The 26,395-nt window shown below is 71.1% G+C and carries 20 protein-coding genes; 13 read left to right on the top strand and 7 right to left on the bottom strand.

Annotation, left to right across the window (positions count from 1 at the left end):
• The first annotated feature begins 13 nt into the window (after positions 1–13).
• Complete coding sequence (locus ACIA5C_RS01325) at positions 14–445, top strand: hypothetical protein (protein WP_396050008.1); 432 nt, start codon at positions 14–16, stop codon at positions 443–445.
• Positions 446–449: 4 nt separating this feature from the next.
• Here the strand turns inward: ACIA5C_RS01325 and ACIA5C_RS01320 are convergent, their stop codons facing one another.
• Together ACIA5C_RS01320 and ACIA5C_RS01315 are read right to left on the bottom strand one after the other, a co-directional pair.
• Positions 450–1,226, bottom strand: coding sequence for an ABC transporter ATP-binding protein (locus tag ACIA5C_RS01320; RefSeq protein WP_396050007.1), 777 nt, complete (start codon positions 1,224–1,226; stop codon positions 450–452).
• Positions 1,226–2,194, bottom strand: a complete 969-nt coding sequence (locus ACIA5C_RS01315; RefSeq protein ID WP_396050005.1) for an ABC transporter substrate-binding protein — start codon at positions 2,192–2,194, stop codon at positions 1,226–1,228. The genes ACIA5C_RS01320 and ACIA5C_RS01315 overlap by 1 nt, the downstream gene beginning before the upstream one ends.
• A 71-nt stretch (positions 2,195–2,265) precedes the next feature.
• Between ACIA5C_RS01315 and ACIA5C_RS01310 the strand changes: the two genes are divergently transcribed.
• The gene (locus tag ACIA5C_RS01310) at positions 2,266–3,924 is read left to right on the top strand and encodes a thiamine pyrophosphate-binding protein (protein ID WP_396050003.1); all 1,659 of its coding nucleotides are present in this window, start codon (positions 2,266–2,268) and stop codon (positions 3,922–3,924) included.
• 47 nt (positions 3,925–3,971) lie between these two features.
• Here the strand turns inward: ACIA5C_RS01310 and ACIA5C_RS01305 are convergent, their stop codons facing one another.
• Both ACIA5C_RS01305 and ACIA5C_RS01300 read right to left on the bottom strand, forming a co-directional pair.
• The gene (locus ACIA5C_RS01305) at positions 3,972–4,814 is read right to left on the bottom strand and encodes an ABC transporter permease (protein WP_396050001.1); all 843 of its coding nucleotides are present in this window, start codon (positions 4,812–4,814) and stop codon (positions 3,972–3,974) included.
• Positions 4,781–5,575: an ABC transporter permease gene (locus ACIA5C_RS01300; RefSeq protein WP_396049999.1), complete on the bottom strand. Its 795-nt coding sequence runs from the start codon at positions 5,573–5,575 to the stop codon at positions 4,781–4,783. The genes ACIA5C_RS01305 and ACIA5C_RS01300 overlap by 34 nt, the downstream gene beginning before the upstream one ends.
• 122 nt (positions 5,576–5,697) lie before the next feature.
• On the opposite strand from ACIA5C_RS01300, the gene ACIA5C_RS01295 reads away from it, so the two are divergent.
• Complete coding sequence (locus tag ACIA5C_RS01295) at positions 5,698–6,681, top strand: ArsR/SmtB family transcription factor (protein ID WP_396049997.1); 984 nt, start codon at positions 5,698–5,700, stop codon at positions 6,679–6,681.
• A 275-nt stretch (positions 6,682–6,956) separates the two neighbouring features.
• Complete coding sequence (locus ACIA5C_RS01290; RefSeq protein WP_396049996.1) at positions 6,957–12,401, top strand: Ig-like domain-containing protein; 5,445 nt, start codon at positions 6,957–6,959, stop codon at positions 12,399–12,401.
• A 107-nt stretch (positions 12,402–12,508) separates the two neighbouring features.
• Here the strand turns inward: ACIA5C_RS01290 and ACIA5C_RS01285 are convergent, their stop codons facing one another.
• A complete protein-coding gene (locus ACIA5C_RS01285; protein ID WP_396049995.1) occupies positions 12,509–13,753 on the bottom strand; it encodes an anion permease in 1,245 nt (414 codons plus the stop codon).
• A gap of 184 nt (positions 13,754–13,937) precedes the next feature.
• Here ACIA5C_RS01285 and ACIA5C_RS01280 point away from each other — a divergent pair, with 184 nt between their 5' ends.
• The gene (locus ACIA5C_RS01280) at positions 13,938–14,381 is read left to right on the top strand and encodes an SDR family NAD(P)-dependent oxidoreductase (RefSeq protein ID WP_396049993.1); all 444 of its coding nucleotides are present in this window, start codon (positions 13,938–13,940) and stop codon (positions 14,379–14,381) included.
• Here ACIA5C_RS01280 and ACIA5C_RS01275 read toward each other — a convergent pair.
• The gene (locus ACIA5C_RS01275) at positions 14,378–14,848 is read right to left on the bottom strand and encodes a LuxR C-terminal-related transcriptional regulator (RefSeq protein ID WP_396049991.1); all 471 of its coding nucleotides are present in this window, start codon (positions 14,846–14,848) and stop codon (positions 14,378–14,380) included. The two genes, ACIA5C_RS01280 and ACIA5C_RS01275, sit on opposite strands and share 4 nt — an antisense overlap.
• Positions 14,849–14,858: 10 nt before the next feature.
• Positions 14,859–15,581, bottom strand: coding sequence for a hypothetical protein (locus ACIA5C_RS01270; RefSeq protein ID WP_396049989.1), 723 nt, complete (start codon positions 15,579–15,581; stop codon positions 14,859–14,861).
• Positions 15,582–15,729: 148 nt separating this feature from the next.
• Between ACIA5C_RS01270 and ACIA5C_RS01265 the strand changes: the two genes are divergently transcribed.
• The 8 genes from ACIA5C_RS01265 (at position 15,730) to ACIA5C_RS01230 (ending at position 26,327) form a co-directional block, all read left to right on the top strand.
• Complete coding sequence (locus tag ACIA5C_RS01265; RefSeq protein WP_396049987.1) at positions 15,730–16,026, top strand: WXG100 family type VII secretion target; 297 nt, start codon at positions 15,730–15,732, stop codon at positions 16,024–16,026.
• A 79-nt stretch (positions 16,027–16,105) separates the two neighbouring features.
• Entirely contained in the window at positions 16,106–20,467 is a 4,362-nt protein-coding gene (locus tag ACIA5C_RS01260) for an FtsK/SpoIIIE domain-containing protein (protein WP_396051987.1), read from the top strand.
• Positions 20,468–20,471: 4 nt separating this feature from the next.
• On the top strand, positions 20,472–20,753 hold the full coding sequence (locus ACIA5C_RS01255; protein ID WP_396049985.1) for a hypothetical protein: 282 nt from the start codon (positions 20,472–20,474) through the stop codon (positions 20,751–20,753).
• Entirely contained in the window at positions 20,750–21,991 is a 1,242-nt protein-coding gene (locus ACIA5C_RS01250; RefSeq protein ID WP_396049983.1) for a hypothetical protein, read from the top strand. The genes ACIA5C_RS01255 and ACIA5C_RS01250 overlap by 4 nt, the downstream gene beginning before the upstream one ends.
• Positions 21,991–22,629 (top strand): hypothetical protein, encoded by a 639-nt coding sequence (locus ACIA5C_RS01245; RefSeq protein ID WP_396049982.1) that lies wholly within the window; start codon positions 21,991–21,993, stop codon positions 22,627–22,629. The genes ACIA5C_RS01250 and ACIA5C_RS01245 overlap by 1 nt, the downstream gene beginning before the upstream one ends.
• The gene (locus ACIA5C_RS01240) at positions 22,626–23,276 is read left to right on the top strand and encodes a hypothetical protein (protein ID WP_396049980.1); all 651 of its coding nucleotides are present in this window, start codon (positions 22,626–22,628) and stop codon (positions 23,274–23,276) included. The genes ACIA5C_RS01245 and ACIA5C_RS01240 overlap by 4 nt, the downstream gene beginning before the upstream one ends.
• Entirely contained in the window at positions 23,269–24,879 is a 1,611-nt protein-coding gene (locus tag ACIA5C_RS01235; RefSeq protein ID WP_396049978.1) for an RICIN domain-containing protein, read from the top strand. The genes ACIA5C_RS01240 and ACIA5C_RS01235 overlap by 8 nt, the downstream gene beginning before the upstream one ends.
• Positions 24,873–26,327, top strand: coding sequence for a S8 family serine peptidase (locus ACIA5C_RS01230; RefSeq protein ID WP_396049976.1), 1,455 nt, complete (start codon positions 24,873–24,875; stop codon positions 26,325–26,327). Before ACIA5C_RS01235 ends, ACIA5C_RS01230 begins: the two co-directional genes overlap by 7 nt.
• Positions 26,328–26,395: the final 68 nt, after the last annotated feature.

Below are 26,395 nucleotides of genomic sequence, written 5' to 3'. Positions count from 1 at the left end.
GAGATGATCACGCATGCGAGTGACACCGATCGCCGACTACCACCAGGTGTACCTGGCGCCGGCGGAAACGTACCCGGTGTTCGACCCGGCCCGCCCCGACGACCTGGTGCAGGTCGCCCCGGACCGGCGCAGCCTGATCATCGTCACGGGCATCGCGATGGGACCGATCACCCTGGACGTCGACCTCGTCGACGCACCCGATGACGGCGCCGGTGCCGATGGGACCGAGCAGTCAGCCGGAGCACTGATCCTCGATCAGCCGCTCTATCTGCTCGCTCCGACCATCGACACCGGCGTCCCGGATCCGATTTTCACCCCGCCGCACGCCGGGACCTACGCCTTCCGGATCACGGCCACCGATCGCAAGAAGTTCTTCGACCAGTTCGTCGAGGAACCCGTCGAGTTCTACCGCATCCACCTGTGGGCCGTCCAAACCGATCGGTGATGCGCTACCTCTCCAGCGGTGGCGGGCCGGGGGCGTTGTCGCGCATGAGGCGTCCCACCGCCGAACGTAGCCGGACGAAGGCCGGCAGTTCCCGTGTCTCGATGCGGTCGCGTACCGGCGGCAGGTCGACGGTGAGATCGGCCAGTAACTGACCGGGGGCCTGCCCCATCACCAGGATCCGATCGCTGACGTACACACTCTCGTCAATGTCGTGGGTGACCAGCAGGATCGTCATGTCGGTGTCGGCGCGGACCCGCAGCAGCAGGTCCTCCAGGTCCTCCCGCGTCTGCGCGTCCACGGATCCGAAGGGCTCGTCCATGAGCAGCAGCGAGGGGCGGTACGCGAGGGCCCGCGCGATCGCCACCCGCTGCTGCATCCCCCCGGACAGCTGCCAGGGGAACCGGCCCGCCGCCGCGGTCAGGCCCACCTCCGCCAGCGCCATGTCGGCGGCCCGGCGCCGGTCCGCCCGGCCGGAGCCGCGCCGGCGCAGCGGGAACAGCACGTTGTCGCGGACCGACATCCACGGCAGCAGGGAACGCGAATAATCCTGGAAGACCACGGCCAGATCGGCGGGCACGCCGCTGACCGGCTCACCGCCGAGCCGGATCTCGCCGGTCGTCGGACGTATCAGCCCGGCGACCGCCCGCAGCAAGGTGGACTTCCCGCATCCGGACGGCCCGACGACGCTGACCAGTTCCCGGGCCTGGACGCTGAACGAGATCTCCTCGAGGGCGGCGTGGCCGTCGTAGACATGGCCCAGTTTGATGACGTCGAGCACCATCAGGACCGCAGGAGTTGCTGGACGTCGAAGTGCTTCGGGATGGCGCCGAACCGGGTCATCAGGTCGGCGACGCGCTGAAGCCGGGCCGGATCCAGGGACGCCGGGAACGTGCCCAGGGTGATCGACTGCGCCACGGCGGGGGACAGGCCGTGCACGTACATCGGCAGCGTCCGGCCGACGAGCGCGCGGTCCGTGGCCGCCGCCTGAGCTTTGCTGATCGCCCGGTTGAACGCGGCCAGGGTCTTCGGGTTGCCGTCCACGAATCGCGGGGAGGAGACGTACCCGCCGACCGGGAGGTCGGCGGTCGGGCCACTCATCGTGTCGATGACCACGCGAGCGCCGAAGGTCCGGCGGGACTGGCTGAGGTACGGCTCGGTCATGAACGCGGCGTCGATGGAGCCGTTCTGCAACGCGGCCGGCATGTTCGGGTACGGGATCTCGACCAGGTGGACCGCGGACGCGGCGACGCCGACGCCGGCCAGCGCGGCGTCGGTGAGCAGCGCCGGGAAGCCCTTGGTGTTGATCAGGCCGATCTTCTTGCCGGCGAGTTGCCGCGCGTCGTGGATGGGGGAGTCCGGCCGGGTCACGATCGGGTACAGGTTGGTACGTCCCTGATAGCCGCTGCCGACCACGCGTACCCGCACGCCGGCGGACGCCGCCTGGATGATCGGCACGTAGGCGCTGTAGGCGATGTCCACGCCGCCGGACACGACCCGGCTGACGGTCTCCGAACCGTTGGCGAGCACCACCGGCGTCACATTGAGCCCTTCGGCCGCGAAGTAGCCCTTGCTCTTGGCGATGTAAACCGTGGCCGCATCAGGGATCGGCAGGATGCCGACCTTCAGATCCGTCTTCTCCAGTCCCGTGGTGCCGGACGGCGATCCCCGGTGCGATCCGCCGCATCCGGCGAGAACCACGGCGAAAAGAAGCCCGGTCGCGGTCGCGGAGGCCCAGCGGTATGTCTTCATGACGCTCCTCAATGGACCCATAGGGTCGTATGATGTATCTGGATTTATAGATCGATAAAGGGATGTGTTACATGGCCGGATCGTTGCGCAGCGGCGGGCAGGCGGTTCTGGAAACCCTGCTCGCGTGGGGTGTCCGGCGCGTCTTCACGTGCCCCGGAAGCACCGAGGCGTCCTTTCTGGATGCCACCCTCGATCACCCGGACTTCGAGGTCGTCCTCACCCCGCACGAGTCCGTCGCGGTGTCGGCGGCCGACGGGTACGCCCGGGGCACCCGTGAGGCCGCCGTGGCGTACCTGCACACGCATGTGGGGCTGGCCAACGCTCTGGCCAACCTGAACGCCGCCCGCCTGGCCCGTTCGCCGGTCATCGTCCTTACCGGACTGAAGCCTGCCCGCTTGCAGTCGCACCGCGGCTTCACCTGCGTACCCGACACCGGCCGGCTCGCCGAGCCGTACGTGAAGCACCAGTGGCAGTCGCTGCGCACCGAGGATCTCCCCGAGGACCTGAACCGCGCGCTGCGGCTCGCCCTGACCGAGCCCAGCGGGCCCGTGTGGGTGGGACTGTCGCAGGACCTGATGAACGCCGCGTGCGAGGCGCCGGTACCCGATCCGGCACGCTACCGTCCCCAGGCCCGCACCGCCGCGGACCCGCGGCAGGTCCGGGATGCCGCCCGACTGCTCGCCTCGGCCCGCCGGCCCCTGCTCGTGGCGGGGGCCGAGGTGGCACGCCACGGCGCGGTCGCCGAGCTCATCGCGCTGTCCGAGCGGCTGGGCGCGCCGGTGGTCAACGAGGATCGGCGTACCTTCGAGCGCCCCGGCTTCCCGACCTCCCACCCGCACTACGCCGGCCTGTACGACGCGAAGCGCCCGGCCGTCGGCGACCGCGACGTGATCCTGTTCGCCGGGTGCCACTGCTTCACCGAGTTCGAGGTGCCCGGCCGCCCGGATGTGCCGGCCGCTGCCCGCGTGATCCATCTGCACACCGATGCCGCCGAGATCGGCGCGATCTACGGCGTCGACGTCGGCGTCGTGGCCGACGAGCGGCTGGCCCTCGCCCAGCTTCTGGCCGAAATCCCGGAACCCACGGCCCAGGACCTGTCGTTTCACGACCGGCTTGCTTCCGTACGCGCGGAGCATCTCGCCGACCGCGGCCCGCTGCCACCCGGGCGTGCGGGCGTCGAGAACGTGGCCGCGGTCGCGGACGCGCTCGCCGGGCTCGTCACCGACGACACGACCGTGGTCGGCGACGCGACGACCTCCGGTGCGATCCTGCTGCGGCGCCTTCCGCAGGACCCGCCGCACCAGCACCACACCACGTCCTCGGGCTCGCTCGGCTGGGGCATGGGCGCCGCCCTCGGGCTCAAGCTGGCGCACCCCGAACGCGAGGTGATCGCCGTGCTCGGCGACGGCGCCTTCCAGTTCAGCCCGCAGGCCCTGTGGGTCGCCGCCCGGTACCGGATCGAGGTGACCTACGTGGTGATGAACAACGAGTCCTACGCGGCGGTGGGGGCGGCGCTGCGCCGTTACGGCGGCACTGCCGCTGCGCGTGGGACGTACCCGGGCAAGGACCTGTCGGGCATCGACGTGGCCGCGATCGCCCGCGGGTACGGCGTCCTCGCCCGGCGCGTGCATCACGCGGACGAGTTGCCCGCGGCGATGGCCGACGCGCGAGCGCATCCCGGGCCGGCTCTGATCGAGATCATGACCGATCCTGACTACCTCGGCCCGTGACTCCGTACGCCCGTTGACCGCGAGGGGCCGCGGGCCCCCGCGGCCGGTCACGACTCCACCCGGCGTTCGCCGCGCTGCCAGGCCAGCACGTGGCGTTCGAGTGTGAGCAACAGGGCGTTGAAGGTGTACCCGAGGAGGCCGAGCAGCACGATGACCGACCACATCTCGGGCAGCTGGAACGAGTCCTTGGTGATGTAGAGCCGGTAGCCGATGCCGTCGGTGCCACCGACCATCTCCGAGATGACCATCAGGACGATCGACATCGACAGGCTGACCCGCAGGCCGGCGAAAATCTTGGGACCGGCGGCCGGCAGGATGATGCCGTGCAGGCGCTGCCAGGGCGTCAGGGCGAACACGCGGGCGACGTCCAGGCGCAGTGGCTCGACGGTCCGCGCGCCGTCGATCGAGTTCAGCAGGATGGGCCAGACCACCCCGGACACGATCACCGCGAGTCTCATCGCCGGGCCGAGTTTGAACAGCACGATGAACACCGGGATGAGGATCGGCGGCGGAACGGCCCGGAAGAACTGGATCGCTGGGTCGACGTAGTCGAGTACGCCGGGCAGCCGCCCGAGCAACAGACCCAGCCCGACCCCCAGCACCACCGCGAGCAGCCAGCCGGCGAGCATCCGCTCGACGCTCGGGACGATATCGGCCGTCGCGGCCGGCGTGAGGAATCCGTGGTCGGCCGGGCCGGAGAACCACAACTGGTATATCCGGGGCGCGATCACGGACGGGGGCGGGAAGAACACCTTCTCGTCCTCGGGTACCGCGACGGAGGCCGCCAGTTGCCATGTGGCGACGGCCGCCGCGAAGACGGCCCACCGCAGCAGGAAGCCGCCGCGTCCGGCCGCGGTCATGCCGGCACGGCCAGCCGCTGGAAATGCCATCGGAACACCCTTCGCTCCACGGTCCGCAGGGCCAGGTCGATCGCGTACCCGAGCAGGCCGGCGATCGCGGCGGCGGCGAAGACGACATCGGCGTGGCCCGCATCGGCGCTCGCGTTCAACACGAAGATGCCGATTCCGTGCTCGCCCCCGCCGGCGATCAACTCGGTGCTGACGGTGACGACGAGGGCGATCGCCGACGCGACCCGAGTGCCCGTGGCGATGAACGGCGCGGCACTGGGCAGCGCGATGCGAGCCAGGATGGCCGGCCCGGACAGCCCGAAGGAGCGGGCCATGTCCCGGGTGCCCGGGTCCACGTCCCCGACGGCGTAGATCGTGTTGAGGAGGATCGGCCACAGCGCGGCGTACGCGGCCAGATCCCGTTGCATCTGGCGCTGATCCGCCACGATCAGGATCACGAGGGGGATCAGCGCGACCGCCGGGATGGGACGCAGGAACTCGACCAGCACACGCACCGCGGAGTTCACCACCGGCAGACTGCCCAGCAGGAGGCCGCCGGGCACCGCGATCAGCAGCGCGATGAGCAGGCCGGCGGCCCACACCTCGAGGGTCGCCGCCACGTCCTGCCGGAAGCCGGCGTCCGCGACCAGGCCTGCCGTGCGCGCCAGCACCGCCGACGAGGGCGGCAGGTAGCCGCGGTCGACCAGGCCGATCCGTCCGAGAACCTCACCGGCCACCAGGAACACCAGCACACCGGTGCCACCGCGAAGGAACCGCCGGACGGAGTGGGTGAGCGACGCCATCGGTCTCCCCGTGGGTCGTGTTTGCGCCTTTCGAGTCGACAACAGACTGTCTGAGGGATAGAGCTATGGATACGTGATTGCAGTGGTGTGCAATGTCGCTGGTCAGCATCATGGGGGGCGATGTGCTCAGGATCGTGTTCACCGCGGACGACCTGGCCCGGACCCGGTTCGCGGCCGGGCCCGATCCGATGTGGGAGGTCCTTCTGAGCCTGTACCGGTTGCGGGGCCGGGATCAGCGTGTCCTTTTCGGACCGTGGCGGCGTCGGATCGCCGCGCTGGTGCCTGCGTCGACCGCAATGCTCGTCGACCTGGCGCCCACCCGGGGATACGCAGCCGACTTCCTCACCCCGGCGGCGCCGGCACCGTCACTCACCGAGCAGCTGGAGGCGCTGCGCCGTACGCCCAAGGCCCGCGTCGAAGCCGACCTGGAGCGAATGGTCCGCCTGCATCCGCGCCGCCCGGTCCCGCCCTGGTACGCCGAACTCGCGCGAGGCGAGGCGCCCGTCCTGACCCGGCTCGCCGATGCGGCGGGCCGGTACTTCGGGGCCGGTCTCGCGCCGTACTGGCCGCAGGTGCGCGCGCAGGTCGACCAGGACCGGATGGTCCGGGCGCTGCGGCTCGCCGAGTGGGGCTGGGCGGGTGTGTTCGGCACGCTGCACCACTCGATCCGATGGCACTACCCGGTGCTGGAGATGGACTACCCGGTCGAGCACACGATCGAGCTGACCGGGAGCGGGCTGTTGCTGCAACCGTCGTTCTTCTGCAGCGGCACGCCGACCGCCCTGGCCGCGCCGGAACTGCCGCCGGTGCTGGCCTATCCCATCGAGCACGAGCTGGGCTGGGCCGGCCCGGCCACCGCACGGACGGACCGCGGCGGCGACCCGGTGGCGGCCGTGCTCGGGTCGACCCGGTCGCGGTTGCTGCGCACGGTCGCCGACGCCGCCGGCACCACCACGGACGTCGCCCGCCGGCTCGGTCTGCCGCCGTCGACCGCGAGCCGCCAGCTGTCCGCGTTGCGGGAGGCCGGGCTGGTGACGAGCCACCGGCACGGCAACCGGGTGACACACGCCGCGACCGACCTGGGCGTCGCCCTGCTGGACCGCTGACTCTGCCTTGCGTGATGATCTCGCCCCGGCTCTCACTGATGTGCTGGCCGGGCAGGGCCCCGCCTGCCGCCCGAGTTCGTAGCCGTACCGCCACGTGGCCGGGTCACCGGCCAGCGCATCGAGGACCAGCACGGTCTGCGCCGACGGGCGCCGTGGTCGGACCATGCCCGAACTCTGTATAGGTATAGAAAGCCGGGGCATCGTCGGTTCAGTCCGCGTCACCGAGATCTGATTCCGCCAGCGGTGCCCGACCGCCGTGACCTAGCCTGATCGGCGTGGGGGTGCGCCGGGCGGCTGCGGTCCTGGCGGTGGTGGTCGCCCTCCTGTTCGCGGGGACGACGCTGGTCGCCGGGCCGGCGGCGGCCAACGTGACGACGCCGTTCGGCCCTCGTTTCGACGTCGACACCAACGGCTCGATCCTGATGCGCGGCAACTCGAACCTGACCTGTCTGCTGGCCGGGCAGCCCACCTGTGCGCAGGCCCGCAACGGCACCGCCACCGGTGGGAACGCGAACAACAACAACTACACGATGGCGTACACCGACGCGGACGGGAATCCGGCCACCTTCAACGACAGCACCGCGACACTGGACATGCCGGCCGGCAGCACGGTGCTGTTCGCCGGGCTCTACTGGGGCGCCAGCTCGGCCTCACCGCTGCGCAACCAGATCCTGTTCAGCACCGGCGGCGGCACCTCCTACCACCCGGTCACGGCGAGCACGCTGTTCCCGAACGGCAACATCTACCAGGGTTTCGCCGACGTCACCGCCCAGGTGGCCGGCGTCGGCAACGGCGTGTACGGCGTGGCCAACATCCAGGCGTCGGTGGCGGCCAACTCCTACGCCGGGTGGGCGCTGGTGGTGGCGTACCACAATGCGGCCGAGGACATGCGCAGCCTGCGCGTCTACGACGGTTTCGGGCAGGTCTCCAGCGGCGCCACCACCATTCCGGTCACCGGCTTCGAGACGCCGCACACCGGCACCGTGCACGCCCGGATCGGTGCCGTCGCCTACGAGGGTGACCGGGGCACCAACGGCGACAGCCTTCAGGTCGACGGGCAGCCGCTGAGCGATGCGCAGAACCCGGCCGACAACTTCTTCAACAGCACGGTGAGCGAGTCCGGCACGGCGGTGGGCGCCCACAACCCGGGGTACGACAATCTGCTCGGCTTCGACATCGACCAGGTCGACGCGAGCGGCATGTTCGCGAACGGTGCCACCTCGACGACGCTGACGCTGACCACGAGCGGCGACCAGTACTACCCGGGCGTGGTCACGTTCACCATCGACCTCTACGCCCCCAACATCACCACCACCGTCACCGGCACCGACATCAACGGCGGCGATCTGCTGCCCGGCGACGTGATCGAGTACCGGATCGCGGTGCGCAACGCCGGGAGCGACACCGCCGACCGGGTCGCCCTGGCCGACGCGGTTCCGCCCTACACCACGTACGTCCCCGGTTCGCTCGTCGCGGCGGGCGTCCCGCTCACCGACGCGGCCGGTGACGACGCCGGGGCGTACAGCGCGGGCGCGGCCGGCTGGACTCTCGGCTCGATCCCGTACGCGGGCACCACCTGGGTCACGTTCCGGGTCACCGTCCAGGCGGCCGTGCCGGTCGGCTACGCCATCACCAACCTGGTCAACGTCAGCTATTCCGGGCACACCACCGGGGTGAGCGTCGCCGCCGCCGGGGGTACGGCCGCCACCACCGTGCTGCAGCCGCACGACGACCTGGCCGCCGCTCTGACCATGGCGCCGGCCTTCGTGCAGCGCGCCGCCACGCCTGCCGCGGTGAACTACGTCGCGACCGTGGCGAACCGGACCGGTGACCTGGAGCCGGCCGCAACTGCCACGCTGACGCTGCCGTCCGGGGTGTCGCCCGGCGTGATGCCGCCCGGCTGTTCGGTCGCCGGTCAGGTGGTCACCTGCGCGCTGGGGCCGTTGGTGGCCGGCAGTTCGGCGAACGCCACGATCCCGGCGACCGTCGACAGCACCGCGGCGGCGAGCGCGGTGGCCTCGATGGTTGCGGGCGGCACCGGCGCGGACTCGAACGCCGCCAACGACACGGCCACCGTTGCCCTGGCCGTCAACAGCCCGCCGCAGGCCGGGGCCGACGCGGCCGCGACGCCGTACGCGACCCCGGTCACGGTCGCCGTGCTGGGCAACGACAGCGACCCCGACGACCCGTCCTCGTCCCTGGTCGTCTCGGTGGTCGGCCCGCCGGCGCACGGGGTGGCCGTGGCCCACGCCGACCGGACGGTCACCTACACGCCCGCCGCGGGCTGGTCGGGCGCCGACACGTTCGACTACCGGGTGGACGATCCGCACGGCGGCACGGACACCGGCACGGTCACGGTCACCACGCAGAACGCCGTACCGGTCGCCAACGACGACATGATCAACACGCCGACGGGTACGGCGGTCACCCTCGACGTACGGCAGAACGACGTCGACCCCAACGGTGACCCGCTCACCGTCGTGGCGGTCACCCCGCCGTCGCTGACCGACGGCACCGTCAGCTTCACCGGCACCGACGTCACCTTCACGCCGCTACCCGCCTTCGCCGGAACGAGCACCTTCGCCTACACGGTGAGCGACGGCAACGGCGGCACCGCCACCGCCACGGTGTCGGTCGACGTGGCCAACGCGGCGCCCACCGCCGCCGACGACGTGCTGCCGGTGACGTACGCGGCGGCCCTCGCCGGCGTCGTGGTGCCGGCCACCGGCAACGACTCCGACCCGAACCACGATCCGCTGACCGTGACGGCCGTCGGTGCTCCGGCCCCCGGAACGGGCACGGCATCGCTGCTCGCCGGAGTCGTCACCTACACCGCGCCGGCCGGCTTCTCCGGCCGCGGGACGTTCCCGTACACCATCGACGACGGCCACGGCGGCACCGCCACCGCCCAGATCACCGTCCTCGTCGGCGATGCCCCGCCGGTCGCGCAGCCGTTCACGACGACCGCCGGCTACCGCACGCCGCTGCCCTTGGACGTGCTGGCCGCGGCGACCGACCCGAACGGCGACCCGCTGCGCGTCTCCGGGGTGAGCGCCCCGGCGCACGGCGTGGTCACCCGGGACGCGGCCGGCACGATCACCTATCTTCCCGACGCCGGCTGGTCCGGGCCGGACTCGTTCACCTACACGATCGACGACGGCAACGGCGGTACGGACACCGCGTCGGTAGTGGTGACCGTGGACAATGGACTGCCGGTCGCCCGCGACGACCCGGTCACCGGGATCGGCGGCACGCCTCTGGTGATCAACCTGCTGGCGAACGACGACCCCGATCCCAACGGCGACCCGCTCACGTTCGCGGTTGACGTCCCGCCCGGCCACGGTGGCGTCACCGTCGCAGCGAACGGTCTCGTCACCTACACCCCGGCGGCTCACTTCCTGGGCGTCGACGCGTTCCACTACACGCTCGACGACGGCCACGGCACCCCGGTGGGCGCGACCGTGACGGTCACCGTGGTCAACTCCGCGCCGGTGGCCCGTCCCGACGTTTCAGGCACCGACACCGACACGGCCGTGACCGTGCCGGTGCTGGCCAACGACGACGACCCGAACGGCGACGCGGTGACGCTGATCGCCGCCGCGACGGGCGGCCACGGCACGGCCTCGCTCAACGGCGACGGCACCATCGCCTACGTACCGGACACCGGCTTCACCGGCAGCGACTCGTTCGTCTACTCGATCCGGGACCCGGCCGGGCTCACCGACTCGGCGATAGTCACGGTCACCGTGCGAAACGCCGCGCCCGTCGGCAACGACGACTCCTTCGCGGCGCGGCCGGGCGTACCGGTCACCCTGCCGGTGCTGACCAACGACAGCGACCCGAACACCGGGCAGTCACTCAGCGTCGCCTCGGCCACCGCGCCCGCCGACGGCACGCTCACCCTGTCCGGCGGGGTGCTGACCTACCGGGCCGATCCGGGAACTTTCGGGACCGACGGCTTCAACTACGTGGTCACCGACGACCTGGGCGCCACCGGCACGGCATACGTCACCATCGTCATCAACGGCGCGCCGACGGCGGCCGACGATGCGGTGTCGATCCCGGCCGACACCGCGGCCGACATCGCGGTCACGGCCAACGACACCGACCCGGAGTCGCAGCCGCTGGTGGTGAATGCGGTTGGTCCGCCGGCCGACGGCACGACCCGGATCAACCCGGGCGGCACCGTGGAGTACCGCCCGAGCCCCGGGTTCTTCGGGACGGACACGTTCACCTACTCGATCGCCGACAACGTCGGTAACACGGCCTCCGCACGGGTGACGGTGCAGGTGGCCGACGCCGCGCCGGTCGCACGTCCGGACGCCGCGGCGCTGCTCTCCGACCGGACCGTGCTGATCGACGTGCTCGCCAACGACACCGACGCCAACCCCGGGCAGACGCCGGCCGTCCTCTCGGCCGGGCAGCCGGGGCACGGCACGGCCGTCGTGACCTCCGGCCGGATCGGGTACGCCCCGGCAGCCGGTTACGTGGGCCCGGACTCCTTCCCGTACACCATCACCGACGGCAACGGCGGCACCGCGACCGCGACAGTCACCGTCACGGTCTCGAACGGCCGCCCCGTGGCCGTACCGGACTCCGGCGCCACGCCCTACCAGCACGCGATCGTCCTGAGTGTGCTGATCAACGACATCGACCCGGCCGGCACGCTCGCCGTCACGTCGATCGGCGTACCCGACCACGGCACGGCGACGTTCACGCCGAGCACCGTGACGTACACCGCGCCGGCCGGTTTCGCCGGCCTGGCGACGCTGACCTACACGGCGATCGACGACGCCGGTCACCGCACCGCCGCCGCGATCGGCATCCTGGTCGGTGTACCGCCGTCGGTCCCGAACAAGCAGACGACCGTGCTGAACGGCCGATCGGTCGTCATCGGTCTGCCGGTCACCGGGCAGGACAACCGGCCGGTCACGCTCTGGAGGATCGGCCGGCCGCAGCACGGCACAGCGGTGATCAACGCGGACGGAACGGTCACCTACGTTCCGGATCGCGGCTTCACCGGCACCGACAGCTTCACGTACGAGGTCGTGGACGCCGACGGCAACGTGGCCGCCGCCACCGTGCACGTGATCGTGCCGGGCCCGCCGCTGCCCGTCCCCACCACCACAGCACCGGCACCGTCGACCTCACCGACGCCGTCGCCGTCCGCTTCGCCCACGCCGTCGCCGTCCGCCGCACCCACGCCGTTGCCGCCGGCCACGCCGTCGCCGTCGTCCGGGGCCCCGTCAACACCACCGCCCGGTGCACCGGTGCCGTCTCCGTCCACCCGCAACCGGCCGCCGATCGCGGCCGCCGACACAGCCGTGGTCACCGATGGCCACCGCGTGGTGATCAGGCCGCTGCTCAACGACCGGGACCCGGATGGCGACCGTGTCACCGTCGTCGCCATCCGCAAGGCCCGGCTCGGCACGACCACGATGACGGCCACCACCGTGACCTACACCGCCGCCGCGGACCGGCCCGGCACGGTGGAGGTCGTCGGGTACACCATCGGCGACGGCCGGGGTGGCCGCGCCACCGCAACCATCCGGATCGAGGTGATGCCGTCCACGCACATGCCGGTCACCGGACACGATGTGCTCGCGGCGGCGCGCGCCGGGCTGTTCGCCATCGCGGCCGGTGGCGCGCTCTACTGGCTCGCCGGCCGGCCGGGCCGCGGGCGCCGCGGTGGCCGCGGCCGTTCCAGCGTAGGTTCCTAGGACGCTCTGTGGAACGTGAGCCGGAGTGACTCGCTAGTTTCTCGCGTATCAGCGCTCGCGTATCGACCCGCCCCCCCGGGACGGCAGGCACGGCACGGCACCGCCGGTCAGAGCGGCTGGTCGATCTCCTTGGCGACGGCCCGGGCGCGGTCCGGGTCCGGCCGGGGGCTGGTGAGTGGCACCTGGGCGCTGCCGTGCAAGCTTCCGGAACCGGCGCGCAGCGGTACCTCGTGGTCTCGGGCAGCCTCCCGCTCGATGTCCTCGGCTGAGGGCGCTCGCCGCAGCGCGATCACGAGCAGGCCGGCCAGGACGGCGATGACCAGCGCCATCAGGATGATGTTGTACGGCTCGGGTGGCAGAGTGGAACCCCAGTAGGCCAGCGCCGCGATGGCGGCGGCGACCGGCATGGTGACCAGCCACGCCACGGCGACGCGGCGGAAAATCGACCAGTTGACGTTGGAGGCGCGGTTTCCGATGCCGGTCCCGGTGATCGCGCCGGCGACGGTGTGCGTGGTGGATACCGGGGCGCCCAGATAGGTGGAGCCGAACATGGCCACGGCGGTTGCGGTCTCGGCGGCGAAGCCGCTGACCGGCCGTAGTTGGGTGATGCGCGTGCCCATGGTGCGGACGATGCGCCATCCGCCGGACACCGTGCCCAGCGCGATCGCGCTGTAAGCAGCCAGCTCCACCCACAGCGGTATCGGCAGTGCGCCGCCGGAGCCGTCGAGGTGTCCGGTGGCCACCAGGAGGGCGGCGACGACACCCATCGTCTTCTGGGCGTTGTTGCCGCCGTGTGCCAGCGCCACCGCCGCCGAAGAGCCGAGCTGGGCGAACCGGAAGCGGCGTTCGGTGCGGACCACGTCGGCACGGCGCAGCAGAATGCGGAGCACCAGCATGACCGCGCCGCCGAGCAGTAGCCCGGCGACCGGGCTGATCACGATGAACAGGGCGGTCTTCTGGACGCTGGCACCGTGGATCGCGTCCGGCCCGCCACCGGCCAGACCCGCACCCACCAGGGCGCCGACCAGGGCATGCGAGGACGAGGTGGGCAGACCCTTCCACCAGGACAGGTAGTTCCAGCAGATCCCGCCGAGCAGCGCTGCGAAGACCACCGGCAGGCTGAAGTATTCCATCTTGACCGTTTGCCCGACGGTATTCGCCACAGCGGTACCGACGATCAGCAGAGCGGCGAAGTTGAACGCCGCCGCCCACGCCACGGCCACCCGCGGCCGCAGGACATGGGTGGCGACCACTGTAGCGATGGCATTGGCGGAGTCATGGAACCCGTTCGTGAAGTCGAACAGCAGAGCCAAAGCGATGAGACCGATCAGCGCGGCCATCGTCACATCCATGCGGCCCGGCTACCCCGAGCAACCAAGAACACGCGCTTTCGCTCATATCTGGTGAGTCCGCAATGCCTGCTGTGCAGGCGCACTTCGGGCGTCGCTCACCGAACCCGGAACGCCCGCGGGCGAATACAATGCCTGCTCGCGGCCTGGGCCGCCACCCAGCGACTCGACACCATTGAGGAAGCCGATGGCACGCATCTTCATCACCGGATCCGCTGACGGGCTGGGCCGGGCGACCGCCACGACGCTGCTCGGCGACGGGCACGACGTGATCGTCCACGCGCGCAGCGCCCAGCGGCTGACCGCCGTGCGGGACCTGCTCGACCGCGGCGCCGCGGGGGTTGTCGGCGACCTGGCCGATGCCGGTCAGACGCGTGAGGTGGCCGAGCAGGTGAACGGCCTCGGTCCGGTCGACGCCGTGATCCACAACGCGGGCATCATCGGCGGGCCGCTGGTCATGCGGGTGAACGTCGTGGCGCCGTACCTGCTCACCGCTCTGATCGGGAAGCCGCGGCGGCTCGTCTATCTGAGCAGTGGCATGCACCGTTCCGGCAGTTCCAGGAGCGCCTGCTCGCGGCGCTCGCCGAGCACACGGGCACGCCGTTGGAGTGACGGGCGGTTGCAGTACTAACTGCGCTGGGTCTGCTGCCAGAGCAGCACCGCCTCCACCCGGGTGCTCACGCCGAGCTTGGCGAAGATGCGGTTCACGTGGTTCTTCACCGTCTTCTCGGCCACTCGTAGCGCCGCCGCGATGTCGGCGTTACGCAAGCCCTGGGCGATCGAGGCCATCACCTGGGCCTCGCGTGGCGACAGGAACGGGATCTCGGAAGGGGCAGTCTTACGCGGCGGCCGGGCCGGGATCAAGCTGAGGCGGTAACGAGCGGTGGTAGGGCGGCGCTGGTAGGTCTGCGGGCCGGCCAGCCGCAGCAACGCCTCGGCCAGTGCCTCGTCGTCCGGGTCGCCGCTGATCAGCACGTCGATGGTGGGTGGGTCGTCGACCTGGGCGGTCAGGCCGGTGCCGGCGAACTCGCGCCGGATGTGGGCCAGCAGGTCCGGACTGGAGATGGCGATTTTTACGTGGCGGCTGGTGGCGCTCACGGGTGTCCTCTCAGGCGCGCAGGCGTACCGGCTCGTCGAGCAATCCAGTTTCCACCGACCCGGACGCGTCGACCGTCAGGCGCCAACGGGCGTCGTCGGCCCGCAGCACCACGATCGACCAGCCCCGGTGCCGTTCCCGGGCCAGCCAGGTGACGTACTCGAGGTCCCGGTTCTGTGGCGGCTCGGCCAGCATCAGCACGCCGCCGTCGGGGTCGTTCAGAGAGCTTGCGGCCTCGGCCAGGTTGGCGAGGCTCTCCTCCGAGGCGAAGCCGACCTGGATCACCCGGACTCCGGCCGACCACGGACTGGTGGTCAGGCGGGACGCCCAGGCCTGGACCAGACCGTACGCCCGGGTGGCGTCCCCCTCGACGCCGATGACGCCGTCCGCCGCGGCGAGGTTGAGGAGGATCCGTCCGGCCCCGGTCACGCCGAGCGAGACCAGCCGGGGGAACGGCTCGGCGACGCCGTGGTCGATCGGCGCGCTCTGCACCTTCCCGAGTTCGATCCACCAGGTGCGGCCCTCGTCGGCGACCGACCAGCCCGGCGGCGCCCACTCGTCGGGCGCGCCCAGGTGCAGCCGAAGGTGCTCGGGGGCCAGGGTCAGCGCGACGACCTCGGGCACCGCCCGCGACTCCCGCGCACACGCGGTGGCCAGAGCGCGGACCGCTCGATCGACCGTCCAGGCGCCGGCTGACTCATACGACGGTGCCGAAGCACCAGCCGTTCGGCTCATTGTGCCCTCCCGCACGTCCGCTTTAGGCCCTTGGACCCAATCTCGGCCCCCACTATGGACTTGTCCCTTCAATATTTCTACCTTCTGGGTCGGTTGATGATCGTCGGGTCCGTTCCGAGGCCCCGGCAGACTCGAAGGGACTCTCACGATGGCGAACCTCAACGTCACCTACGCGGAGATGTCGGACAGCGCGACCCGCATGCGCAACAACAAGAACGACATCGACTCGCGGCTGACCGAGTGCAAGTCGATCGTGGACCAGCTGACCGCGTCGGGCTTCGTCACCGACCAGGCATCGGGCAAGTTCGACGAGGTGCACACCGAATTCGTCAACTCGGCCAACACCGTCATGGAGACGCTCGAGCAGCTCTCCACCTGGCTCGACAAGGCCGTCGACGCGCTGCAGGACATGGACACGCAGCTGGCCGGTTCGCTCAACAAGTAGTGACGACAACGATGTGAGCCCGCGCCGGTCGATCGACCGGCGCGGCGCTGTGTTCATCGAGGAGTAACCGACAGTGCGTATGCTGATCACACTGGCGTATCCGTCGGCGTGGTCCGCCGATGTGGTGGTGGACGCCGAGCCCGCCACCCCGGTCCGGGACATCGTCAAGAACCTGCTCGACAGCCTCGATCCGAAATACCGGACCGACGGCTCGGTCTTCCTCGACGACCACCCGCTCGACCTCGGCCTTCCACTGTCCGCCAGCGGCCTGCACGACGGCGCGACGTTGTGGCTGCGGGCTCCCGGTCCGGCCCCGTACGCCACCGAGGGCCTGGTCACGATCCGGGCGGTGGCGGGGACCGGCGCCGGCCGGATCTGGTCGCTGGGCCCCGGCGAGCACCGCATCGGCGCGGCCGGCAGCACGGTGGCCCTCGGCGACGCACCGGTGGCGGCCGTGATCTCGGTGTCGATCGGTGCCACCGTACGTGTCCGAGCCGCCGCCGAAGGTGTCCTGCTGGACCGGGAGCCGGTCGACAGTGGACCGATCGTCTGGCGGGAGACCGCCCAGTTGCTCGTCGGCGACACCCTGCTCGAGGCGCACCCGGTGCTCGTACCGGACGCGATGGTCGAGCAGTCCCCGGACAGCGAGTACCTCGACTACAACCGGCCGCCGCGACTGCTCCCGCCGTCGCGGCCGACCACGTTCCGCCTGCCGGCCGAGCCCAAGGCGCCCGGGACCAACGCGTTGCCGTGGCTGGCCGCTCTTCTGCCGGCCGGGTTCGGCGGGGTGATGGCGATGGCCCTGCACAACCCGCTGTACCTGATGATGACCGCGATGTCGCCGCTGATGATGCTGTCCAACTGGGTCAGTGGGCGCCGGCAGGGCCGCCGCGGACACCGGCGCCGACTGGCCGAATACCAGGCCCGCCGCGATGCCGTCGAGGCCGACATCAGTACGGCGTTGCAACTGGAACGCAGTGACCGGCGAAGCGCCGGCCCCGATCCGGCCGAGTTGCTGGTCATCGCCACCGGCCCGCGGGCCCGGCTGTGGGAGCGCCGCAGCACCGACCCCGATCACCTGGTGGTCCGGGTCGGCACCGCCGATCGGCCGAGCGTGGTCACCGTCGAGACGGACGGCGACGACACCCAGCGCCGGCCGCAGCCCCGGCCGGTGCAGGACGTACCGGTGTCCTTCTCGATCGTGCAGGCCGGCGTCGTCGGCATCGCCGGCCGCGACGAGTGGCCCCGGCACATGGCCCGCTGGCTGGCCGGCCAGCTGTCCGTGCTGCAGAGCCCGCGCGATCTGCAGCTCTACGTGCTGACCGACCCCGGCGCGGCGCCGCTGTGGGGCTGGGCCGCGTGGCTGCCGCACACCCGTCCGTCGCTCGGACAGCAGAGCCTCACGCTGCTGGGCACCGACGCCGAGACGATCGCCCGCCGGGTCGCCGAGCTGATCGAGCTGATCGAGGCCCGACGGCAGGCGCGGCTCAACGCCAGCGCCGGCGCGGTGTCGGCCGACCCGAGCATCGTGGTCGTGATGGACGGCGCCCGGCGGCTGCGCGCCCTGCCCGGCGTGGTCAACATCCTGCTCAGCGGACCGGCGGTCGGCGTTTACAGCATCTGCGTGGACTCCGACGAACGGACGCTGCCGGAGGAGTGCACCACCGTGCTCGTCGGCGGCGCCGGGATGCCGGCCACGCTGCGGCAACAGCGGTCGGCTCAGATCGGCGACATCCGTGCCGACGACATCGTGGACGGCTGGTTCCGGATCACCGGCCGCCGGCTCGCCCCGCTGCGCGACGTGAGCGACAACCAGGGAGAGCTGGCCCTGCCGTCCTCGGCCCGGCTCCTCGAGCTGCTCAACCTCGAGGATCCGTCGCCCTCAGCGATCACCGCCCGCTGGTCGTCGTCGGGCCGCAACACCCGCGCCGTGGTCGGCTATTCACTCGACGGGCCGTTCGCGCTCGACCTCGTCCACCATGGACCGCACGGGCTGGTCGCCGGCACCACCGGTTCCGGCAAGTCGGAATTCCTGCAGACCGTGGTGGCGTCGCTGGCCGTGGCCAACCGCCCGGACGCGATGAACTTCGTACTCGTCGACTACAAGGGCGGCGCCGCCTTCAAGGACTGCGTCGACCTTCCGCACACCGTGGGCATGGTCACCGACCTCGACACCCACCTGGTGGAACGGGCGCTCACCTCGCTCGGTGCCGAGCTGACCCGCCGGGAGCATCAGCTCGCCGCGGCCGGCGCCAAGGATCTCGAGGACTACCTGGACTACGCGGCCCGGCGGTCCGGCCTGCCTGCCATTCCGCGGCTGCTCATCGTCATCGACGAGTTCGCCTCGATGGCCCGCGAGCTGCCCGACTTCGTCACCGGCCTGGTCAATGTGGCCCAGCGCGGACGCTCCCTCGGCATCCACCTGATCCTGGCCACCCAGCGACCGTCTGGAGTCGTCTCGGCCGAGATCCGCGCCAACACCAACCTGAGGATCGCGTTGCGGGTCACCGACGCGGGGGAGAGCAGCGACGTCATCGACGCCCGGGAAGCGGCCAGCATCTCGTCGACGCATCCCGGACGGGCGTACGCGCGGCTCGGTCACAGCTCACTGATCCCGTTCCAGACCGGCCGGGTCGGTGGCCGCCGCCCGCAACGGGACCGCGCCGAGGTGATCGCCCCGTTCCTGCGCCCGGTCACCTGGCTGGATCTCGGCCGTCCGGCACCGCAGCGGCCGCGCCGCGTGGCCGAGACCCAGGAGGCCACCGACCTGTCCGTGCTGGTTTCGGCGGTCCGGCTGGCCAACGACATGCTGGGCCTGGCACCGCAGCGGCGTCCCTGGCTGCCCGCGCTGCCCGCGGCCCACGTGGTCGAACTGCCGTCGGAGCCGGTCCGTGACGCCCGCGGCGAGCCGACCTTCGCCTGGGCGGTGGCCGACCTGCCCCGTACGCAGACCCAGGAACCGGTCACCATCGACCTTTCCACCTTCGGCCACCTGCACATCGTCGGGGCTCCGCGATTGGGCCGGTCGCAGGCGCTGCGGACCATCGCGGTCGCCGCGGCCAGCGCGTCCAGCGTCAGCGACCTGCACCTCTACGGCCTCGACTGCGGCAACGGCGCGTTGCTGCCGATGACCAGGTTGCCGCACTGCGGGGCGGTCGTGCAGCGCTCCGACACCGAACGGGCGGTCCGGCTGCTCAACCGCCTGCACGCCGAGGTGCAGCGCCGGCAGCGGCTGCTGGGTGAGGGCGGCTTCGCCGACGTGACCGAGCAGCGCGCCTCGACTCCGGCCGCCGGGCGGCTGCCGCACATCATGCTGCTGCTGGATCGCTGGGAAGGCTTCATGGGCACGCTCAGCGAGCACGACGGCGGCGCGCTGACCGACCTGATCTTCACGCTGTCGCGTGAGGGCGCCAGCGCCGGCGTCCACCTGATCATCGCCGGTGACCACATGCTGCTGTCCGGCCGGATCAGCTCGCTCTGCGACGAGAAGCTGGTGCTGCGGCTGTCCGACCGTACGGATGCCAGCCTCGCCGGCCTGAACCCGCGGAAGATCCCGGAGAACCTGCCACCGGGCCGGGGCTACCGTGCGGTCACCGCCGTCGAGACGCAGGTCGCCCTGGTCGCCGCCGACCCGGCCGGCCCGTCGCAGGTGGCCGCCATGCACGCGCTGGCCGCCCGGCTGAGCGAGCGCGAGGCGGGCGTGCCGAAACAACTGCGGCCCGGCAAGATAGCCGTGATGCCGAGCCAGCTCACCTTCGAGCAGGCCTGGGCCTCGGTCGAGAAGCCCACCCCCGGCTGGGCGTTGCTCGGCGTCGGCGGCGACGAGATGGAACCGATCGGCATGGACCTGGTCGCCGACGTGCCCACGTTCCTGATCGCCGGCCCGTCCCGCTCCGGCCGCAGCACCGCGTTGCTGGTGATGGCCGAGTCGTTGCTGAGCGGCGGCGTCGAGCTCGTCATCGGTACGCCGCTGCGCTCACCGCTGAGCGACCTGGCCGGCCGCCCCGGCGTACGCGGGGTGATCACCAGCGACAACCCGAAGGACGCCGAGTTCGCCGACCTGGTCGACCCGGGCGACGGGCCGGTCGCGCTGCTGATCGACGACGCCGAGTCCTGGAAGGACGTGGCCGCCCGGGACTGGCTGCGCCAGCTGATCCGGCAGGCGTCGGGCACCCGCCGGGCGGTGGTCATCGCCGGCGAGATCTCGTCGGTGGCGATGGGCTTCTCCGGCTGGCAGGTCGAGATCAAGAAGAACCGGCGGGGTCTGCTGCTGTCGCCGCCCACGATCAGCGCCGGGGACCTGGTCGGCGCCCGCCTGACCCGCGCGCACCTGGCCGAACGGGTCGTGCCCGGCGCCGCCCGGGTGCATCTCGGCGACGGCACCCTGCAGGCGGCCCAGGTACCTCTGCTGGAAGCGAACACACGACAGTGGAAGCGGTGATGTGATGGCCGACCTCGTGGTCAAAGACCTCGACGTGCTGATCGGCGACCTCAATGAACTGATCGGTCAGTTCGAGGGCGCCCTGGACTTCCAGAACGACGAGAAGGGGCGTTGGGGCCAGCTCAACGCGAATCTCTCGATGGGCGACTTCGCCGACAACTGGACCATCCACCGCAACAAGATGGTCGACGCCATGAAGGGCTTCGTGAAGAAGCTCCAGGAGGTCGACGACGCCTGGCACAAGGGTGAGCAGCAACTGCTGGAGAGCCTGGAGGAGAAGAAGTGAGTTTCCTCGGACTCTTCTTCGACCCCACGTCCGACGACGCGCGCCTCGCGACCGTCGACCGGGCCGACCCGGCCAACATCGAGTCGGCGCAGAAGCGCTATCAGCACATCTCCGACACTCTTGACGACGCGGTGACCAAGCTGCAGCAGATCGTCGACAACGGCAGCGAAGGCATGATCGGACAGTGGATCGATCCGCTCAAGGACGACGCCAAGTCCATCAAGGACGATCTGGCCAAGGCGGGCGTGCGCTACCGCGACGTGGCCAAGCAGATCGCGGTCTATGAACCGGACCTGGACCACGCGAAGACCGAGATCACCGCGGCGCTGCACGACAGCTCGGACGCCGAAGCGGCCTTGACCGGTGCGAAGGGTTTGCCGGACCCGCAGAAGGATTCGTCCGGCAAGATCTCGCCGGAGGAACAGCAGAAGGGGACCGACAAACAGAACGCCGTCAACGACGCCAACGGCCGGATCAGTGCCGCGAAGAACCGGCTGACCGCCGCGCTGGATGCGCTCGACGTGTCCGGCAAGCGGCTCGGCGACGCGGTGAACTGCAACAACTACGACGACGGGCTGACCGACTCGCTCAAGGACAAGATCCTCGCCGTCTTCAAGATGATCAGCAAGATCTTCGGCATCATCGCCCTGATCCTGACCGCGCTCGCCTTCCTGATACCCGGCGTGAACGTACTGGTGATCGGCGCCATCGTGGCCGGTGCCGTGTTGCTGATATCGGACAGCGTGCTCTATGCCAACGGCGAAGGCGACCTGTCCAGCGTCATCCTCGACGCGTTCGGCCTCGGCCTGGGCGGACTGGCCGCCGGCATCGGCAAGATCGCCACTATCGTCGGTGACATCGCCAAGTCGTTCGGCGCGCTCAAGTTCCTCCCGGCACTCGGCAACAGCGGCCGGGTCATCCCGTTGATGGATGTGGGCGGCACGCTGGGCGGCATCACGAAGGGGCCGGGCTTCTTCGGAGCGATGTGGAACGGCATCAAGGACGCCGGCGCGATCTGGAAGAACATCTGGACGGGCAACTTCAAGGCCTTCTTCGCCGACTACGGGGCAGCCATCCTCGACATGGGCACCTTCGACGAGTTGCTCTCCCTGGGCCGCGGGCTGGGCCTGACCAACTGGTATCGCGCGTGGGGCGGCCTGAACATCATTTTCAACCTGGGGGCCGGCGCGATCTGGGGCGGATTTCAGGTCAAGGGCAGCTTCACTGGGGGCAGCTGATGAGTCCGGCGACGTCACTCGAGGTGTCCTGGTACTGGGACTGGGTGCCGGGCGGCGAGGACGCGGCGGCCTGGACCGGGTACGTGTCGCGGCTGCTCGAGGACTGGGCCGGGGCGAAGGTGGCCGCGGCCCGCACCGGACAGGACTTTCCGTTCACGACCGGCGCGATGGGCGAGGCGGTGGCCGAGGCCCTGCTGCAGCGGGCCGGCTCGGTGCCGGACAACTGCCGGCTCCTCTGGGGGGCCGGGTTCGTCAACGAAGACGTACGGTGGCTGCCCCTGCTGATTCTGGTCGAGTTCCGCCCGGCCCGGCCGGGTGACTCGTCCTACCTCATGGCCGAGGTCGGTGCCGACGGCCTCGCCGATGACATCCGTGAACCACAGGTCGAGTACGTGACAACCGACCGCGGCGACGGCGTCCGGGTCGTGGCACTGGCCGAGTCCGAGGGTGAGGGCCTGCATGCGCGGGTCAACGCGGCGCTGCGCCTTCAGAGGCCCGGCCGCACCGACGTCGACGTGCTGCTGAGCACCCGGGTCAAGGGCATGGACAAGGCAGGGGCGATCGGCGCCGGGGTGGAAGTGGCGATGCACGAGATCGCGAGCCAGGCCGGCGAACTGCGGTTCGGAGACACCACATGATCGACTTCGAGCTGATCCTGCCCGAGGGCTGGGTCCATATCCCGACCACACCGGAGCTGGCCCGCGTGCGGGCGAAAATGATCGAAGCGGTAGTCCGCACGGCACTGCCGGACACGCTGCCCCGCGACAAGGCCGGTCCGTGGCGGCGCGTGCTCCGCCGGGAGCTCACCGACGCCACCGACGAGGCGTCGCGCCAGAGCGCCCGCGCGGTGGTGCTGCCGGTCCGGGAATTCCACGGCGTACGCCTGCCGGGCACCATGGTGCTGACCGTGCTCGAGGACGCCGACATGCCGGACGATCCGAAACTCGTCCTCGATGCGATCCTGGCCGACGCCGGACCCGACGGCGTCGCGCTGGAGGTCGGTGGCTGTCCGGCCGCCCGGGTGCGGCAGATCTCCGACAGCGACGCCCTCAAGCGCAAGGCGCCGTCGGTCCGCGTCAACTACTACGTGGCCGCGCCGGACACCCCAGGTGTCTGGGCTCTGCTCACCTTCACCGTGCTGACCGACGGCGACGTCGAGGCGGAGCCGGTCCGGGCCGTCGTCCTGCTCTTCGACGCGATCGTGGGCACGCTGCGCTGGGCCGACCGCATCGACGTGCCGACCGAGGAAGAAGTACTCGAGATCCTGGAACCGCACGATGCCTGAACTGCCCAAGCTGAGCCGCCCACTGACGATCGGCCTGGCCGTCGGCCTGGCCGCCGCGGTCGCGGCCGGCGTGCTGCTGGTCCGCACCTCGGCCGACGCCGCCGGCGCGGTGCACGGCTCCCAGGTCTCCGACGCCGACCTGCGCATCCTGGTCGCCGCGGCCGCCTCCTGCCCGACGCTGACCCCGGCCCGCCTGGCCGGTCAGATCAAGGTCGCCTCGAACTTCGGCGACGAGCCGGTCAAGGACATGCGGGCGGGCGGGGCGGCCGGCGTGGCCGCGCTGACCCCGGCGGTCTTCCAGAAGTGGGCGCCCTACCCGGGGGCGGCCATCAGCGACCGGTCGGCCGCGATCACCGCACTGGCCCACGACATGTGCCAGCTGGCCGGGCAGGCCCGCGCGGTCAAAGCGTCGGGCGATGCCTGGCAGGTGGCGCTGGCGGCCTATCACGAGGGGATGGACACGGTGGTAGCCGCGGGCGGCGTTCCCGCGGCCGCGAAACAGTACGTGAGCACTGTCGGTCGCTACGCCGACTGGTACGCGCTGCAGCCGCAGTTCGGGATGCCCGTTCCGGCTGTGGGAACGTTCGCCGGCTCCTCGGTCGTCCAGGTGCCCGACCCGTACCTCAAGGCGGTGGTGGCCGCGGGCAAGGTGTGCGCGGCGATGCCGCCGGCCAAGGTGGCGGCCCAGATCATGGCCACGTCCGGCTTCGACCCGAAGAAACTCGGACCCGTCGGCGAGCAGGGCATCGCGCAGTTCCCGCCGCTGACCTGGAAAACGTACGGGCCGAAGAGCGGGGACGCGACGCCGTGGGACGCCACGGACGCGATCAAGGCGCTCGGCAAGGCGATGTGCACGCTGCTGGGCAAGGAGTCCGGCGCGTACCCGAAAGCCCTGGCTCTTTTCCTGCGCGGTGACGCCGGGGAACCGGTGACCGCGACCGCCGACGCCGTGGCCCGCGACCAGACCGAGTACGCCAAGGACACCCGGCTGCACGCGACGGCCAGCCCGACGCCCGGTAAGACCAGCCCGTCGGCCACGCCGAGCAAATCGACGCCGGCCACCACCACGCCGTCCGTGCTGGCCGGCCGGCCCCCGGCCAAGGCGGCCGACGCCACCAAGGCCAGCTACGGCCCGTTCTTCATCGCCAACCACGCCACCAAGATGTGCGTCGACCTGCCCGGCAACGGTGCGGGCACCCCGGGCGGACCGGTGCTGCAGAACGGATGCAACAAGACCGCCGCGGACAATCAACAGTTCGAGTTCGTCCCCTTCGGAGCGGACGGGTCGGGCAACGAGACCTACTGGATCCGCAACACGTCCGACGACCTCTGCCTCGACCCGCCCGGGTTCGGCACCGTCGACTCCGGAACCGTGCTGTCCGAAGCCACCTGCAACCAGAGCGACAACCAGTACTTCCGGCTGGAGGCGCGGTTCAAGGCCAAGGGCTTCCAGTACTACTGGTTGCGCGACACCCAGGCGGGCGACCTCTGCCTCGACGTACCGGGGGCGGGCGACGGCGGGCTGAACGCGCGGCTCGACCTCGTGCCGTGCCTCAGCAAGGACGATCACGAGTGGGCGCTGGTGGAGAAGGGGCAATGGTGAGAACAGCCCGGCTCGCAGTGGCGACCGTCGTGGTGGCACTGACCGTGCTGATCGCGGCCCCGGCGGTGGCCGCGCCCGCCGCGAACGTGCCCTACTACCAGGTGCAGTCGTCCTATCAGGGCCACCCGGAGAACCTGTTCGAGATCGCGGCCCGGTTCCTGGGGGACGACAACCGGGCCGACGACATCCTCGACCTCAACGCCGGCCGGGTGCAGCCGGATGGCGGCGTGCTGGCCGATCCGGCCAAGGTGCGCTCCGGATGGACGCTCGTGCTGCCGTGGGACGCGGTCGGCGCCGGCGTGCAGTACGGCCCGGTGCCCGCGGCCGGTACCGCCTCGCCCTGCGTCAAGCCGACCACGGTCGGGTCGGCCGCCTACTGGGGGCAGACGCTGCTGAACCCGGCCCGGGTGTGGGCCGCCGCGTCCGGCGCCGGGATCCGCGTCGCCGTGGTCGACTCCGGCATCGCCGCGGTCAGCCCACAGCTGGCCGGTCGGGTCGCCGCGGGCACCGACCTGGTCGACGGCACCGGTCGGGGCGCCGTCGACTGCCTCGGCACGGGCACCGGCATCGCGGGGATCGTGGCCGGCGACGACGGCGCCGGCGGCCGGCAGTTCGGCCTGGCCCCGCAGGCCACGGTGGTCCCGATCCAGATCGCCGGCGCGAGCGGAACGCTCCCCGCTCCCGCCGCCGCGACCGCCATCGAAGTCGCCGTCTCCTCCGGCGTGCAGGTCATCACGCTGGGCGCCCGGGTCGACCCCGGGCAACCGGCGGTCCGGGCGGCCATCGACCAGGCGATCGCACACAACGTCGTCGTGGTGGTGCCGGCCAGGACGGCCGCTTTGCCGGCCGAGCCCGGGCTGCTGCGGGTCGCCGGCGTCGCCGACAACCGCGCACCGGAGAAGAACTATCCCACCGGCGCGGTCGACCTGGCCGCGCCCGGCGTCGAGGTGGCCACCATCGGCCGGTCCGGTTCCGGACCGCAGTACGCCGCCGCATTCGTGGCCGGCGCGGTCGCGCTGGTTCGCTCGGCCCATCCGGGCCTGTCCGCCGCCGACGTGACCCGGCAGGTGCTGCGGACCGCCACCCCGTGGGCGAACCCCGACGACTACGGCGCCGGCCTGGTCAACCCGTACGACGCCGTGCTCAGCGCGCCGGCCACGACCGCGGCCACGGTCACCGCGACCGGCGATGACGGTCGCTCACCGGTTATCCGTACGGTCGCTTGGCTGGTCTTGTGGTTGGTCGCCGCCGGCGTGCTCCTGTTGCTCGGGTGGCCGGCCGTACGCCACCTCCGCTCGGTGCTGGCGGCGCGGGCGGAACGCCGGGCCCAGCTGGCCGCCGAGCGCGACGACCCGTTCTGGCACCCGCCGGCCGATGTCCACGACCCGGACGAGACCACCTCACTGTTCCTTCACGATGACGTCCGTACTGTCCGGGACCGCAGCTGAGTCCCGAGTCGCGGCAGGTGCGGTACAGGAAGGCAACGGATCGCGCTGACCTGGGTTAGCGTGATCGT

The organism is Actinoplanes sp. NPDC051343, from assembly GCF_044455125.1.
In the GTDB taxonomy this organism is placed as follows: Bacteria; Actinomycetota; Actinomycetes; order Mycobacteriales; family Micromonosporaceae; genus Actinoplanes.
The sequence above is the reverse complement of the archived record's forward strand: the minus strand, read 5'-3'. Positions and strand labels throughout refer to the sequence as shown.

Bases quoted from the DNA above. Each gene is read 5' to 3' on its own strand.
- ACIA5C_RS01240 (WP_396049980.1), top strand. From the start codon at position 22,626: ATGATCGACTTCGAGCTGATCCTGCCCGAGGGCTGGGTCCATATCCCG.
- ACIA5C_RS01300 (WP_396049999.1), bottom strand. From the start codon at position 5,575: ATGGCGTCGCTCACCCACTCCGTCCGGCGGTTCCTTCGCGGTGGCACC.
- ACIA5C_RS01265 (WP_396049987.1), top strand. From the start codon at position 15,730: ATGGCGAACCTCAACGTCACCTACGCGGAGATGTCGGACAGCGCGACC.
- ACIA5C_RS01325 (WP_396050008.1), top strand. From the start codon at position 14: ATGCGAGTGACACCGATCGCCGACTACCACCAGGTGTACCTGGCGCCG.
- ACIA5C_RS01245 (WP_396049982.1), top strand. From the start codon at position 21,991: ATGAGTCCGGCGACGTCACTCGAGGTGTCCTGGTACTGGGACTGGGTG.
- ACIA5C_RS01260 (WP_396051987.1), top strand. From the start codon at position 16,106: ATGCTGATCACACTGGCGTATCCGTCGGCGTGGTCCGCCGATGTGGTG.
- ACIA5C_RS01305 (WP_396050001.1), bottom strand. From the start codon at position 4,814: ATGGCATTTCCAGCGGCTGGCCGTGCCGGCATGACCGCGGCCGGACGC.
- ACIA5C_RS01230 (WP_396049976.1), top strand. From the start codon at position 24,873: ATGGTGAGAACAGCCCGGCTCGCAGTGGCGACCGTCGTGGTGGCACTG.
- ACIA5C_RS01310 (WP_396050003.1), top strand. From the start codon at position 2,266: ATGGCCGGATCGTTGCGCAGCGGCGGGCAGGCGGTTCTGGAAACCCTG.
- ACIA5C_RS01285 (WP_396049995.1), bottom strand. From the start codon at position 13,753: ATGGATGTGACGATGGCCGCGCTGATCGGTCTCATCGCTTTGGCTCTG.
- ACIA5C_RS01270 (WP_396049989.1), bottom strand. From the start codon at position 15,581: ATGAGCCGAACGGCTGGTGCTTCGGCACCGTCGTATGAGTCAGCCGGC.
- ACIA5C_RS01255 (WP_396049985.1), top strand. From the start codon at position 20,472: ATGGCCGACCTCGTGGTCAAAGACCTCGACGTGCTGATCGGCGACCTC.
- ACIA5C_RS01315 (WP_396050005.1), bottom strand. From the start codon at position 2,194: ATGAAGACATACCGCTGGGCCTCCGCGACCGCGACCGGGCTTCTTTTC.
- ACIA5C_RS01280 (WP_396049993.1), top strand. From the start codon at position 13,938: ATGGCACGCATCTTCATCACCGGATCCGCTGACGGGCTGGGCCGGGCG.
- ACIA5C_RS01320 (WP_396050007.1), bottom strand. From the start codon at position 1,226: ATGGTGCTCGACGTCATCAAACTGGGCCATGTCTACGACGGCCACGCC.
- ACIA5C_RS01235 (WP_396049978.1), top strand. From the start codon at position 23,269: ATGCCTGAACTGCCCAAGCTGAGCCGCCCACTGACGATCGGCCTGGCC.